The organism is Mesorhizobium sp. GW821-FHT04C10 (assembly GCF_059420305.1).
Genome location: NZ_JBWKTL010000001.1, coordinates 2,398,331 through 2,413,100, shown reverse-complemented (window position 1 = coordinate 2,413,100; position 14,770 = coordinate 2,398,331). Strand labels below are relative to the sequence as shown.

10 protein-coding genes are annotated in these 14,770 nt (G+C 65.5%); 4 read left to right on the top strand and 6 right to left on the bottom strand.

What is annotated here, in order from left to right:
- Nucleotides 1-4: 4 nt before the first annotated feature.
- The 6 genes from AC07UC_RS11620 to AC07UC_RS11595 form a co-directional block, all read right to left on the bottom strand.
- Nucleotides 5-709, bottom strand: a complete 705-nt coding sequence (locus AC07UC_RS11620; RefSeq protein ID WP_056578155.1) for an ABC transporter ATP-binding protein — start codon at nucleotides 707-709, stop codon at nucleotides 5-7.
- A 45-nt stretch (nucleotides 710-754) separates the two neighbouring features.
- Nucleotides 755-1,909 carry an ABC transporter substrate-binding protein gene (locus AC07UC_RS11615; protein ID WP_181179788.1) on the bottom strand — a complete coding sequence of 385 codons (1,155 nt, stop codon included), beginning with the start codon at nucleotides 1,907-1,909 and terminating at the stop codon, nucleotides 755-757.
- 43 nt (nucleotides 1,910-1,952) lie between these two features.
- Complete coding sequence (locus AC07UC_RS11610) at nucleotides 1,953-2,678, bottom strand: ABC transporter ATP-binding protein (protein WP_140771639.1); 726 nt, start codon at nucleotides 2,676-2,678, stop codon at nucleotides 1,953-1,955.
- 145 nt (nucleotides 2,679-2,823) lie between these two features.
- Nucleotides 2,824-3,408 (bottom strand): helix-turn-helix domain-containing protein, encoded by a 585-nt coding sequence (locus tag AC07UC_RS11605; RefSeq protein ID WP_056578162.1) that lies wholly within the window; start codon nucleotides 3,406-3,408, stop codon nucleotides 2,824-2,826.
- Between the two features lie 164 nt (nucleotides 3,409-3,572).
- Nucleotides 3,573-4,376, bottom strand: a complete 804-nt coding sequence (locus tag AC07UC_RS11600) for an N-formylglutamate amidohydrolase (RefSeq protein ID WP_494905775.1) — start codon at nucleotides 4,374-4,376, stop codon at nucleotides 3,573-3,575.
- A gap of 16 nt (nucleotides 4,377-4,392) precedes the next feature.
- Nucleotides 4,393-5,802, bottom strand: coding sequence for an aldehyde dehydrogenase family protein (locus AC07UC_RS11595; protein WP_494905773.1), 1,410 nt, complete (start codon nucleotides 5,800-5,802; stop codon nucleotides 4,393-4,395).
- 154 nt (nucleotides 5,803-5,956) lie between these two features.
- Here AC07UC_RS11595 and AC07UC_RS11590 point away from each other — a divergent pair, with 154 nt between their 5' ends.
- The 4 genes from AC07UC_RS11590 (at nucleotide 5,957) to AC07UC_RS11575 (ending at nucleotide 14,642) form a co-directional block, all read left to right on the top strand.
- Nucleotides 5,957-6,715 carry an SDR family NAD(P)-dependent oxidoreductase gene (locus tag AC07UC_RS11590; protein WP_494905771.1) on the top strand — a complete coding sequence of 253 codons (759 nt, stop codon included), beginning with the start codon at nucleotides 5,957-5,959 and terminating at the stop codon, nucleotides 6,713-6,715.
- A gap of 129 nt (nucleotides 6,716-6,844) precedes the next feature.
- Nucleotides 6,845-8,230, top strand: a complete 1,386-nt coding sequence (locus AC07UC_RS11585) for an efflux RND transporter periplasmic adaptor subunit (RefSeq protein ID WP_494905769.1) — start codon at nucleotides 6,845-6,847, stop codon at nucleotides 8,228-8,230.
- The gene (locus AC07UC_RS11580; protein ID WP_494905768.1) at nucleotides 8,227-11,361 is read left to right on the top strand and encodes an MdtB/MuxB family multidrug efflux RND transporter permease subunit; all 3,135 of its coding nucleotides are present in this window, start codon (nucleotides 8,227-8,229) and stop codon (nucleotides 11,359-11,361) included. Before AC07UC_RS11585 ends, AC07UC_RS11580 begins: the two co-directional genes overlap by 4 nt.
- Nucleotides 11,358-14,642, top strand: coding sequence for an efflux RND transporter permease subunit (locus AC07UC_RS11575; RefSeq protein ID WP_494905766.1), 3,285 nt, complete (start codon nucleotides 11,358-11,360; stop codon nucleotides 14,640-14,642). Before AC07UC_RS11580 ends, AC07UC_RS11575 begins: the two co-directional genes overlap by 4 nt.
- Nucleotides 14,643-14,770 lie beyond the last annotated feature (128 nt).

Below are 14,770 nucleotides of genomic sequence, written 5' to 3'. Positions count from 1 at the left end.
CCGCCTACCCGCCAATATAGAGGTTGAAGAGGCCATGTTCGTCGGCAAGCTCGGCCGGCGGCCCGTCGTAGCGAAGCGTCCCGGCGCTGACGACATAGACGCGGTCGGCGAAGCGCAGCGCCTGCTTGGCGTTCTGCTCGACCACCAGCAGCGTCAGCCCTTCCCGCTTGAGTTCGCCGATGAAATCGAAGATCTGCACGACGATCTTCGGCGCCAGCCCGAGCGACGGCTCGTCGAGCAGCAAGAGCTTCGGCCGCGACATCAGAGAGCGGGCGATGGCGAGCATCTGCTGCTCGCCGCCCGAAAGCGTACCGGCCGCTTGGCCGTAGCGCTCGGACAGCACTGGAAACAGCGCCAGGAAGCGCTCGATATCGCCGCGCACGCCCTTGGGATCGCGTCGTGTCGCTGCACCCAGCCGCAGGTTTTCGCCCACGGTCAGATTGGCGAAGATGTGCCGGCCCTCCGGCGTCGAAGTCAGGCCGGCGCGGATACGATCCTCGGTGCGGACACGCGAGATGTCCTGGCCGTCAAGCACGATGCGACCGGAGGCCGGCGTGACCAGGCCGGTCAGCGCGTTGATGGTCGAACTCTTGCCGGCGCCGTTGGGACCGAGCAAGGCGACAAGTTCGCCCCGCCCGACCTTCAGGCTGAGGTCGCGCACCGCGCTCACCGCGCCGTAGCGGACGACCAGATTGTCGACGCTCAGCACGACTGGGCCTGCCAGGCTCTCATCATCATCATCGCCTGCTGCCCGTCAGTTCAGCGCCGGCACGAAGGTCGGCGGCGTGTCGGTGATCAGCACCCGCTTGCCGTTGGAGAAGCCCATCACCGGCACGGCTTTCACCGGATAACCCTTCTTCTCGGCGAAGGAGATGGTGGGCGCGGTGGTGCCGGGATAGCCGCCCGGTGCGCGGATCGCCTCACGCAAGGCAGCGGGTTCGACGGTGCCGGATTTCTTGGCCGCCTCGTAGCTGATCTGCACCATGTCGGCGCCGAGCGCGTCGAAGATGCCGTTGATCTTGTAGCCATCGGCCTTGCACTGGGCGAGGAACTTGTCGATCGGGCTGTCGATGCCGGTCGCGCCATGGGTGGCGAACATCACCTTCTCCAGCGACGCCGGATCACCGACGGTGCCTTCCAGGGACTTGTCGTCGAAGGCATCGCAGCCGGCGACCCAGCCGTCATAACCATTGGCGCGCAGCTGGCGGATGAAGATGCCGACGTCGGGCAGCACGCCGCAAATATGGATGGCGTCCGGCTTCTGCGGCAGCGCCTTGATGCTGGCGATCTGCGGCGACCAGTCGGTGGTACCCCAGGAATAGTTGAACTTGCCGACGACCTTGCCGCCGAGATGCTCGAACACCTCGCCGAACCATTCCGGCAGCTTTTCCGAATAGGATCCGGCATCGGGCGAGACCATCAATGCCACGCTGCGCGCGCCCTTGCCGTAAAGCGCGTTGGCTGTGGCCGCCGCGTTGATCGGATCGGGCACCGCGCCGGCGATGAAATTGTCGAGCCCTGCCTGCTGCATTTCAAGCTGCGTGTTCGGCGCCGAAAACACGGTGGCGCCGTAGGGTGCCGCGATCTGAGCGGTCGGGATCAGCGCGTCGGGGAACGGCACGCCGGTGATGATCTGCGCGCCCGCATCGAGGAATTTCTGGCCGAGCGACACCGAGAGCTGCGGGTCGGAGCGATTGTCCTCGATCATCAGCTCGACCTTGGGATCGCCTGCTGCAGCCGCCTTGTTCAGCTTGTCGGCCATGCAGCGCGCGCCCTCGGCTTCGCTGTAAGGTGCATAGGTGCCGGTCATCGCCACGGCGAGCCCGATCTTCAGGTCGGCGGCCTCAGCATGCGCCACCTGCAAAAGCCCCGCCGCGACGACCGCGGCTCCCAAGATCATCTTCTCCATTTGAACCCCTCCTTCTCCCTTGTTGTTGCTGGCCCGGGCGCCGTCACGATGTGGCGGACTGCCCGACATAAACCTCGATGACGCGCGGATCGCGCCACACCTCTTCGGTCTGTCCGGAGGCGATCACCTGGCCCTGGTCCATGACGCAGAGCCGGTCGCAGAGCCGGTTGATGAAGCGCAGATCGTGGTCGATGACGATGGTGGCGCAGCCGACATCGCTGCGAATGCCTTCGATCGCCACGGCAAGCGTCTCGGACTCGCCTTCGTTGAGGCCCGCGGCCGGCTCGTCGAGCAAAAGCAGCGATGGGCCCAGCGCCAGCGCTCTGGCGATTTCGAGCCGGCGCTGGCTGCCGTAGGACAGCGTGCCGGCCGGGACGTCGGCAAAACCATCGAGCTGATACTGGGCGAGCAGCTGGTCGATGCCGATGCGCGCCGCCGCATCCGGGCGAACCGCCTGGCAGGTGATATGGGCGACCTCGACATTCTGCCGGACGGTCAGATCCTTGAACAGGCGGATGGTCTGAAAAGTGCGCGCGACCCCGGCGCGAGCGCAATGCTCGGGACCATGGCCGGTGATCTCCTGGCCTCCCAGCCGGACACTCCCGGTATCGGGCTTGAGCACGCCGGAGATGGCATTGACCAGCGTGGATTTCCCCGCGCCATTGGGGCCGATCAGGCCGAGGATTTCGCCGGCCTCACAGGACAGCGACGCATTGCGCAATGCCTGCACGCCGCCAAAGGTCTTGCTGACTGCCTCAACCGACAGCATCGGTCACATCTCCCATCCCGGTCGATGGCTATTTCTCCTGTCGGCCGGTCAAATGGATGCTAGACCTCCGACTTTTCCATAACAAGCATTTTTTTCCATTTTAGAAAATATTCTTGAGATGAGGAGCTGTGCGGTCAGCTTGGGCTCAAATCCCCGCGCCGGCGGGAAGCCCGTCGCGCGGCACGGTGTTCGACATGAGCATGACGACGGGCTCGTCGCCAAGCGCGATATAGGCGTGCTGCATTTCGCCGTCAAACAGGATGCTGTCGCCCGGCAGCAGCACCGTCGGATCATAGTGGATCGTGTGCAGTTCCAGGCTGCCGCTCAGCACGTGGATGAACTCTTCGCCCGAATGGCTGCGCCAGCCGCCATTCTCCTCGAAACTCTTCGCGCGCAGCGTGACGCGCCAGAAAATGTTGGTCTTGTCGCGGAAATCGCTGCACAGGACCTCGAATTCCATGGCATTGCCCTGGTGCAGGATGCCGCTGCCGGCGCGCGTGATGGAACGGCGTGCCTGCATGCCGGGCTTGGGGCTGAACAGGAAGGAAGCCACCGGCACATGCAGCACGCCGGCGATCATCAGCGCGACATCGACCGTCAGCCGCGCCTTGCCGTTCTCGAGTTTGGACAGTTGCGACACAGACAGGCCGGAGCGTTCGCTGAGATCTCGCAGCGTGATATTCTGCTCCTTGCGCGCGTCGCGGATCTTGCTGCCCACATTGCCCTGCATCGCCCACGCCCTTGGCTGTCGTGTTTCCAATTCGACAAGCTCTAGCGGGGCCGCCTTGGGGCGTCCAGCCTCTAGAGCAATTCCAGGAAAAGTGTGCGGCGGTTTTCCGTTCGGAATTGCGTCAAAACAAGGAGATAAAGCGGGTCGCCGTTCGGCGAACCGCTTTAGACGGCTACGGCTGGTTTCGGCCATAGCGACATCGCAACAGTTGCAAAGACGGTTTCGAGCGTGCGGCTGACAAGCTCGAATGTTTCCGGATCGGAAAGCAGGTCGTTGCGGACCTCGAGGTAGAGGCAAGGCCTGCCCTGCTCCAGTCCGTGCCGGTTCAACGTGTAGCCGATCGCCTGGCGCCAGTCATAGGGTTCGTTGTCGCCGATCCTCAAGCCCGCTTCCGCACCGTGCGCGCCAAGCATCTTCAGCACCGAGGTGACGAAGGCAGACGGCTCCCGCCACAAGACGCCGATGTCGACATTGCGCCTGACACCGCCCATCACCGGGGTGAAGGAATGCACCGAGACCAGCGCCTGCCGGCCGGCTGCGGCCTCGACGATTGCCTGTTCGACCGGCGCCCAGGCGATGGACTTGCGCAGCCTGACATCGGTGGCATCCGGCGCGACATTGCCGGGCACCGGGATGCCGCCGAGATCCGGACGCATGAAGTCCCACTCGTCGGCCGGCCTGTTGTAGTCCAGGAACAGCCGCGAGTAGTGCGCGAGAACGGCCGGCGCCCGTAACGTGCGCGACAGCCTGCGGGTCAAGGCGTCGATGCCGATGTCGACCGCGAAATGCGTGCCGAGATAGGGCCCTGGCAGGCCAAGGTCATGCCAGGGCGAGGGCACGACATCGCCGGCGTGCTCGGCGATCAGCAGGTAGGGGCTGGCGGCATCGATGTGCAGCCGCTCGACGCCGGCCGCGGCCAGCGCGGCGATGGCCGCATCGTCAAGCCCTGCAAGGCCCGCGACGTTCATCGCACCAGGCTCCGGATCAACCGATGACGGAGCGGACATGGTAAGCCTTCGCCGCTGTCGCCTCCGCCAGTCCGGCGCGGCCATTGGTGCGGCCAAGGCCGGAGTTCTTGATGCCGCCCCAGGGCAGATGCAGGTCGGCGTGATCGCAGCGGTTGAGATAGACCGTGCCGGCCTCGACTTCGTCAAGCAGCGCCACGCCGCGCTCGATATCCCTGGTCCAGATCGAGGCGCTCAGCCCGAAATCGCTGTCGTTCATCAGGCGGATAGCCTCATCATCGCTGCCGACCGACTGGATGCAGGCTACCGGCCCGAACAGCTCGTCGCGCATGATCTGCATGGTGTGATCGACCCCGACCAGCACCTCCGGCGCGACATAGGCGGCGCCGAGGCCGGAGGCCTTGAGCGCGCCATCCTGCTGCATCAGGCGCCTAGCCCCTGCCCGCACCGCGCTTTCGGTAAGAGCGCGAATGGTGTCGGCCGCACTCGCCCGCACCACAGGGCCGATCATCGGCTTCTCGTCGAAGGGATGGCCAATGGTCCATTTGGCGGTCTCGGCGACCAGGGCTTCGACGAAGCGGTCATGGATTGCCTTGTCGACATAGATGCGCTCGACCGAGCAGCAGGACTGGCCGGCATTGGAGTAGGTGCCCTCCGCGATCTGCGGGATCGTCGCCTCGATGTCGGCATCGGCCCTGACATAGGTCGGGTCCTTGCCGCCGAGTTCGAGATGCACCTGTGTGAAGGTGCCGGCGGCGGCGGCATGGACACGCCTTCCGCCATTGACCGAGCCGATGAAATTCACCGCGTTGAAGGCACCCGACGCGATCAGCTTCTCGGCATCGGCATGGTCGAGATGCAGGCTCTGGAACACGCCCTCGGGACCGCCGGCGGCACGGAAGGCTTCCTCGGCCAGTTCGGCGATCAGCGGCGTTTGCGGTGAGTGCTTGAAGATCACGACATTGCCCGCCGCGAGCGGCGACGTCACGAGATAGCCGAGCATGGCGGTCGGGTAGTTCCAGGCGCAGATCGACAGATGCAGGCCACCTGCCACGGGCTTGGCATAGCGGCGGATGTTTTCATCCGAAGGATACGGCACATCGGCCAGCGTTTCCGGTGCGACGCCGGCCAGCAGTTCGCCAACCAACGCCAGGCGCGGCGTCTCGTCGGCCTGCCACAGCGGCCGGCCGATCTGCCACGCCACCATTTCAGCGAGCGGCGTTGCCCGCGCTTTCATCTCCTCGCCGAAGCGCAGCAGGATCGCCAGCCGCTCTGCCAGCGGCGTGCGCCGCCACGACGGCAGCGCGGCACGTGCCCGGCTCAGCGCGGTCTCGATGGCCGCCCCGTCCGCATAGGCGCGCGTCGTGTAGGTCGAGCCGTCGACGGGAGAAGTCACGGAAAAGGTCCGCGCGCCGGAATGCAGGTTCATGGTCGTGAAATCCATCTGAGATGAGAGGTCATTCGGGGCACGATATCGCGATTTTCCATTTTGGCAAATTTTTTCTAATACCGCTTGATGGAATTTTTATCCGCCCCTATTGTCCCGACATCGCGCATTGGCGGCAGCACATGAGGGAGTTGAGATGATCGCTTACGATTTCACCGGCAGGCATGCGGTGGTCGCCGGCGCGGGCGGCGGCATGGGCGAGGCGATCACGCTGGCCCTGCTCGATGCCGGCGCCTCCGTCACCGCCATCGACGTCAAGGCCCGTCCGGCGTCGCTGGCCGCCTATGACGACAAGCTCACCTTCGCGCAGGGCGATCTGACCGACGCCGCCTTCGTCGAACAAGTCGTCGATACGGCGGGCCGCGAACGCGGCGGCATCGACTATCTCGCCAATGTCGCGGGCGTGCTGTGGTTTGGCCGCGACAAATCGGCCTTGGAGATGGACCTCGACGTCTGGGACGAGGTTTTCAACATCAATCTGAAGTCCTTCGTCCACACCGCACGCTCGGTCGTTCCGCATATGCGCTCGGGCGGGCGCGGCGGCGCCATGGTGCATTTCTCGACCATCCAGTGGTATCGCGGCGACGCCAATCCACAGGACGCCTACCAGGCCTCGAAGGCAGGTGTGTGCGCGCTCTCCAAATCACTCGCCATGCAACTCGCCGGCGAGCGCATCCGCTCCAACGCCATCTGCCCCGGCATGGCGTTGACGCCACTGCAGGCGCGCTGGGACACCGAGGAAAAGCGCTCGGCCGTGGCGAGCTACGCACCGCTCGGTCGCATCGGCACGCCGCAGGACATGGCCAACGCCGCGCTGTTCCTCCTCTCCGACGCGGCGAGCTACATCACCGGCATCGAGCTTGCCGTCGATGGCGGCCTGTTGATGCGCATGTAGAAGGCGCCCACCAGGGCGCGATGGCGCGACCGAAGCGAACGGCCGCAGAGCCGTTCGAACCTGTCCAAGTGTTAATTCGACTTGGGCCGGTTTCGGCCATATTGGTTCACGGGGGTGAAAGACGCCGCCATGGACCAGCAATTGGAAATGCCCCTGCAGACGACCGTCGCGCAACGCCGTTCGCGCGGCTGGATCCCCTGGCTGATCTTCATTGCGATCGTTGCCGCCACGGGGGCTTATCTCTATCAGCGGCCGCATGTCGAGGCCAGGCAGCCCGGCGGCAGACGCGGCGCGCAGCCGACGACGATCGGCGCCGCCGCCATCGAAAAGGGCACGATAGACGTCACCCTCAATGCCCTCGGCACGGTGACCTCGCTCTCCACCGTCACGGTCAAGCCGCAGGTCACCGGTCCGCTCGTCCAGGTGAATTTCAAGGAGGGCCAGGACGTCAAGAAGGGCGACCTGCTGGCGCAGATCGATCCCCGCCCCTACCAGGCGGCGCTCGCCCAGGCCCAGGGCCAGCTGGTACGCGACCAGGCCATGCTCAGGGATGCCCAGCTCGACCTCGTTCGCGACCAGAAGCTGGTGGCCCAGGGGACGGCGACACCCCAGACCCTCGACGCGCAGGTCGCCCTTGTCGCGCAGGATCAGGGTTCCATCCAGGTCGACCAGGCGATGATACAGACCGCCACCCTCAATCTCGATTATTGCCGCATCCTGGCTCCGGTCGACGGACGGGCCGGCCTGCGCCAGGTTGATCAGGGCAACTACGTAACCCCCAGCGATGCCAACGGCATCGTCGTCATCACGCAGGTCCAGCCGATCAGCGTGCTGTTCACCGTGCCCGAGGATGAATTGCCCGCAATCGCGCAGCGCATGCAGCAGGGGGCCACGCTGCCCGCCACCGCCTTCGACCGCGCCGGAGCCAAGAAGCTTGCCGACGGCCAGCTCGAGACCTTCGACAGCCAGATCGACCCAAGCACCGGCACCATCAAGCTGAGGGCGGGCTTCGCCAATGAGGCGCGTGTCCTCTATCCGAACCAGTTCGTCAACGTCGCGCTTCTCGTCGACGAGCACAAGGACGTGGCGATCGCCCCGGTATCGGCGATCCAGCGCGGCCTGCCCGGCACCTTCGTCTACCTGGTCAATCCCGACAGCACGGTTTCCGTGCGCAAGGTCACGCTCGGCGTCACCAATGGCGAGCATGTCGAGATACTCGCCGGCCTGAACCCCGGCGAGCGTGTCGTCGTCGACGGCGCCGACAAACTCCGCGACGGCGCCCATATCAACCTCGGACAGGACGGCCAGGCGCCAGCCCCGGCACAGCCCTCAACACAGGCGCCAGCACAGACACCTCCGCAGGCATCCGCTGCCTTGCCCGCCGGTACAGCGCCCCAGGCGCAGGCGCCGACACCCGACCAACCCACGTCCGATACGCCGAAGCCGGACGACACGGGCAGGCACAAGGGCCAGGGACGCAAGCACCGTCACGCGGAGTCCGGGCAGCAGCAATGAGCCCGTCTCGAGCCTTCATCCTGCGGCCGGTGGCGACGTCGCTGTTCATGGTCGCCATCATGCTGTCCGGCCTGCTCGCCTATCGTTATCTGCCCGTCTCGGCCCTGCCCGAGGTCGACTATCCGACCATCCAGGTGCAGACCTTCTATCCCGGCGCCAGCCCCGACGTCATGACGTCATCGGTCACAGCACCCCTGGAGGTCCAGCTCGGCCAGATCGCCAACCTCAACCAGATGAACTCGGTAAGCTCGGCCGGCTCCTCGGTCATCACGCTGCAGTTCAGCCTGGCGATCTCGCTCGATGTCGCCGAACAGGAGGTGCAGGCCGCCATCAACGCCGCCGGCAATCTCTTGCCGGCCGACCTGCCGGCGCCACCGATCTATGCCAAGGTCAATCCGGCGGACGCGCCAGTGCTGACGCTGGGCCTGACCTCGGCCACGATGCCGCTGCGCGACGTGCAGCAGCTTGCCGACACCCGGCTGGCGCAGAAGATATCGCAGCTGCCGGGGGTCGGGCTGGTCAGCCTCAGTGGCGGCCAGCGCCCCGCCGTGCGCGTCCAGGCCGACCCGCGCAAGCTCGCGGCCTATGGCCTCAACCTCGACGACCTGCGCACCACCTTGGGCAGCGCCAACGTCAACACGCCCAAGGGCAATTTCGACGGACCGTCGCGCGCCTATACGATCAACGCCAACGACCAGCTGAAGAGCGCCGACGAATACCGTTCGCTGATCGTCGCCTACAAGGACGGCGCCCCGGTGCGGCTGAGCGATGTGGCCGATGTGGTCGACGCCACCGAGAACAACCGGCTGGCGGCCTGGATGAACAGCACGCCGGCGATCATCCTCAACATCCAGCGCCAGCCGGGAGCCAACGTCATCGACGTGGTCGACCGCATCAAGGCGCTGCTGCCGCAGCTCCAGGCCTCGCTGCCGAACGCCATCGACGTAAAGGTGCTGACCGACCGCACCACGACCATCCGCGCCTCCGTGCGCGACGTCGAATACGAGCTGACGCTGTCGATCATCCTGGTCGTGCTGGTCATCTTCGTCTTCCTGCGCAGCGCGCGCGCCACGCTGATCCCCAGCCTCTCGGTTCCCCTGTCGCTGGTCGGCACGCTGGGCGTCATGTATCTGTTCGGCTTCAGCCTCGACAATCTGTCGCTGATGGCGCTGACCATCGCCACCGGCTTCGTCGTCGACGACGCCATCGTCGTCATCGAGAACGTCGCGCGCTATGTCGAGGAAGGCGCGACTCCGCTGCAGGCGGCGCTGAAAGGGTCGCAGCAGATCGGCTTCACCATCATCTCGCTGACCGTCTCGCTGATCGCGGTGCTGATCCCGCTTCTGTTCATGGGCGATGTCGTCGGCCGGCTGTTCCGCGAATTCTCCATCACGCTCGCCACCACCATCCTGATCTCGGCCGTGGTATCGCTGACCCTGGTGCCGATGGCCTGCGCCAAACTGCTGAAGCCCTTGTCGGCGGTGCATGAGAACGCCCTGCAGCGCGCCAGCCACGATTTCTTCGACTGGGTGATCCGCGGCTACGGCCGGGCACTGACCTGGGTGCTCGACCGGCAGACATTGATGCTCGTGGTGGCGGCGGCGACCCTGGTGCTGACGGCGGTGCTCTACGTGGTCATCCCCAAGGGGTTCTTCCCGGTGCAGGACACCGGCGTCATCCAGGCCATATCAGAGGCGCCGCAGTCGATCTCCTATGCCGCCATGGCGCAGCGCCAGCAGCAGCTGGCTGCCATCATCCTTAGGGATCCCGATGTCGACAGCCTGTCGTCCTTCATCGGCGTCGACGGCACCAACACCACGCTCAATGTCGGCCGCATCCTGATCAACCTCAAGCCGCATGAGGAGCGCACCGCCGATATCACCGCCGTCATCGCGCGCCTGAAACAGGAAGCCGCTTCGGTGGCTGGCGTCACCCTCTACATGCAGCCGGTCCAGGATTTGACCATCGACGGCCAGGTCAGCCGCACCCAGTATCAATTCGTGCTCCAGGACGCCAATGCCGACGAATTGGGCGAATGGACGCCGAAGCTGCTCGCCAGGCTGAACACGCTGCCGCAGCTCGCCGATGTCGCCAGCGACCTGTCGAACAGCGGCTTTGCCGTCTTTGTCGACATCGACCGCGACCAGGCCGCCCGCTTCGGCATCACGCCGGCGACCGTCGACAATGCGCTTTACGACGCTTTCGGCCAGCGCATGGTCTCGACCATCTACACCACGTCAAGCCAGTACCGCGTCATTCTCGAGGCCGCCCCGTCCGAACAGGACTCGCTGAAGGCGCTGTCCTCCGTCTACCTGCCTTCGTCAACGGGTGGCGCGCCGGTGCCACTGTCGGTGGTGGCGACCACCCATATCGCCACCTCGCCGCTGCAGATCACCCATATGGGGCAATTCCCGGCCACCACCGTCTCGTTCAACCTGGCGCCGGGCGCGTCGCTCGGCGAGGCGGTCACCGCGATCCAGCAGGCGCAGGCCGACATCGGCATGCCGCTCAGCATCATCACCAGCTTCCAGGGCGCCGCCCGAGCCTTCCAGGCTTCGCTCGACAACACGCTGTTCCTGATCCTGGCGGCGGTGGTGACCGTCTACATCGTGCTCGGCGTGCTCTATGAGAGCTTCATCCACCCCATCACCATCCTGTCGACGCTGCCTTCGGCCGGCATCGGCGCGCTGCTGGCGCTGATGATCGCCGGCCAGGACCTGACCATCATCTCGATCATCGGCATCATCCTGTTGATCGGCGTGGTCAAGAAGAACGCCATCATGATGATCGACTTCGCGCTCGACGCGCAGCGCCATGAGGGCAAGACGCCGCGCGAGGCCATCTACCAGGCCTGCCTGCTGCGCTTCCGCCCGATCCTGATGACGACGCTGGCGGCAATGCTGGGCGCCTTGCCGCTGATGCTGGGTACCGGCGTCGGCTCGGAACTGCGCCATCCCCTGGGCGTCTCCATTGTCGGCGGCCTGCTGCTCAGCCAGTTGCTGACCCTGTTCACCACGCCGGTGATCTATCTCTGGTTCGACCGCCTCGCCGCCCGCCTGCGAGGCATCGAACCCAACCTTCCCGGTGCCCCCGATCGTCCCCGCATCCAGGGCATGGACGCCAGGCCATGAACCTGTCGGTTCCCTTCATCCGGCGGCCGGTGGCAACGACGCTGCTGACCTTCGGCCTGCTGGCGGCCGGACTGGTGGCGTTTCCGCAATTGCCGGTGGCACCGCTGCCGGCGGTCGACTACCCCGTCATCTCGGTATCGGCCTCGCTGCCGGGGGCCAGTCCCCAGGTGGTGGCCAACACCGTCGCCAGCCCGCTCGAGCGGCATCTCGGCGAAATCGCCGACGTCAATGAAATGACCTCGTCGAGCAGCGTCGGCAGCGCCCGCATCACCTTGCAGTTCGGGCTGGACCGTGACATCGACGGCGCCGCGCGTGACGTCCAGGCGGCGATCAACGCCGCGCGCGCCGACCTGCCGTCCAGCCTGCGCTCCAACCCGACCTATCGCAAGGTCAATCCCGCCGATGCCCCGATCCTCATCCTGTCGATGACATCGGACACCCTGTCCAAGGGTCAGCTCTTCGATGCCGCAAGCACCGTGCTGGCGCAGAAACTCTCGCAGGTCGACGGCATCGGCGAGGTGTCGGTGGGCGGCAGCTCGCTGCCGGCCGTGCGCGTCGAACTCAACCCGCAGGTACTCTACGATTATGGCATCGGGCTGGAGGATGTGCGCGCGGCCCTTGCCTCCGCCAACGCCCACAGCCCCAAGGGCGCGATCGATGTCGGCCAGCAACGGTATCAGATCTACGCCAACGACCAGGCCAACCAGGCGGACGCCTACCGCTCACTCATCGTCGCCTACCGCAATGGCGCGCCGGTCAGGCTCTCCGATGTCGGCCAGGTCAATGATTCCGTCGAGAACATCCGCAATGCCGGTCTCGCCAACGGCAAGCCGGGCGTGCTGATCATCCTCAACCGCTCGCCCAACGCCAACATCATCGCGACGGTGGACCGGGTGAAGGCGCTGTTGCCGACGCTGCGCGCCTCCATCTCGCCGGCCATCGACCTGTCGCTGGCGGTCGACCGCTCGACCACCATCCGCGCCTCGCTGAGCGAGGTCGCGCGGACGCTGATGATCGCCATCGGCCTGGTGATCCTCGTCGTCTTCGCCTTCCTGCGCGACGTGCGCTCGGCGCTGGTGCCGATCGTGGCAGTGCCCGTGTCCCTGGTCGGCACGCTGGGCGCCATGTACCTCATGGGCTTCAGCATCGACAATCTGTCGCTGATGGCGATGACGGTCGCCACCGGCTTTGTCGTCGACGATGCCATCGTCGTGCTTGAAAACATCGCCCGCCACACCGCTTCCGGCATGGGCCGCATGGAGGCGGCCATCAAGGGCTCCCAGGAAGTCGGCTTCACCGTACTGTCGATGAGCCTGTCGCTGATCGCCGTCTTCATCCCGATCCTGCTGATGGGCGGCATCGTTGGCCGGCTGTTCCGCGAATTCGCCATAACGCTGTCGGCGGCGATCCTGGTCTCGCTCGCAATATCGCTGACCACCACGCCGATGATGTGCTCGATCCTGCTGCGCCCCGAAGGGCAACGCGAACACGGCCAGCTCTACCGCTTCAGCGAACGTATCTTCGAGGGCATGCTGAATTTCTATCGCTGGTCGCTGTCCTGGGCGCTCGACAATCCGCTGCTGATCATGGCCGTGCTTGCGGCCACGCTCTGCCTCAACGGCTACCTCTATGTCACCATCCCGAAGGGCTTCTTCCCGCAGCAGGACACCGGACGGCTGACCGGCTCGATCCAGGCCGACCAGGCAACCTCTTTCCAGTCGATGTCGCAGAAACTCAGCCAGTACGCGGCCATCGTCGGCAAGGATCCGGCCGTCGACACAGCCGTCGGCTTCACCGGCGGCGGCCAGACCAATTCCGGCTTCATGTTCGTGTCGCTGAAGCCGCTGGCCGAGCGCAAGATCTCCGCCGACCAGGTCATCGGCCGGCTGCGGCGCGAACTGGCTGATGTGCCGGGCGCCACGCTGTTCCTGCAGGCCGTGCAGGATATCCGCGTCGGCGGGCGCCAGTCGAACGCGCAATACCAGTACACATTGCAAGGTGACAGTTTCGACGAGCTGGCGGAGTGGGCGCCGAAGCTCGCCGCCGCGCTGCAAACAGAGCCCAGGCTCACCGACGTCAACTCCGACCAGCAGAACAAAGGCCTGGAAGCCGACGTCACCATCGACCGTGATACGGCGACGCGCCTCGGCGTATCAGCCAGCCAGATCGACAACACGCTCTACGACGCCTTCGGCCAGCGCCAGGTGTCGACCATCTACGTGGCGCGCAACCAGTACCACGTCATCATGGAGGTGGCGCCGCAATACTGGCAGAACCCGGACGCGCTGAACAAGGTCTATGTCAGCACCTCCGGCGGTTCGGTGCATGGTTCGCAGGCCAGCAATGCGGTCGCCGGCACATTCGCTGTATCAGGCCGGTCCACCTCGGCACAGTCGATCGCCGCCGACGCGGCGCGCAACCAGGCCAACAATTCCATCACCAGCACCGGCAGGACGGCGGCCTCGACCGGATCGGCGGTCAGCACCGGAGCCGAGACCATGGTGCCGTTGTCGGCCGTCGCGCATTACGGCCCCGGCAGCACGCCGCTGTCGGTCAACCATCAGGGCCTGTTCGTCGCCACCACCCTGTCCTTCAATCTGGCGCCCGGCGTCGCGCTCAGCGAAGGCGTCGCGGCCATCAACGCCGCTGCCGACCGCATCGGCATGCCGGCCACCATCCATGGCAGTTTCCAGGGCACGGCGCGCGTCTTCCAGGACTCGCTGTCCGATCAGCCGCTGCTGATCCTCGCCGCGCTGATCGCCGTCTATGTCGTGCTCGGCATTCTCTACGAGAGTTACGCCCACCCGCTGACCATTCTGTCGACCTTGCCTTCGGCCGGTGTCGGCGCCTTGCTGGCGCTGACCCTGTTCAACATCGAGTTTTCGATCATGGCGCTGATCGGCATCATCCTCCTGATCGGCATCGTCAAGAAGAACGCGATCATGATGATCGACTTCGCGCTGGCTGCCGAGCGCAACGAAGGCAAGCCGGCGCATGACGCCATCTACCAGGCGTGCCTGCTGCGCTTTCGCCCGATCATGATGACGACCATGGCGGCATTGTTCGGCGCCGTGCCATTGGCGATCGGCCTTGGCGAGGGCGCGGAACTGCGCCAGCCGCTTGGCATCGCCATCGTCGGCGGCCTGATCCTGAGCCAGATCCTGACCCTCTACACGACGCCGGTCATCTACATCTATGTCGACCGCTTCAGTCGCTGGTGCCGGCAATTGCGTTCACGGGCACGGTATCCCCGGCAACCAACTGTGCAAGCCGGGGAGTGAGCCGGCTCACCCCGCCGATCACAACCTGTCAACTTTCCGTTCCTCTGCCATGCCGGGCCCCGGAACATCCCTATATCGACTTTGCGGGCCACGAACCACCGGCGATGACAGGATCATCGCGACGCGAC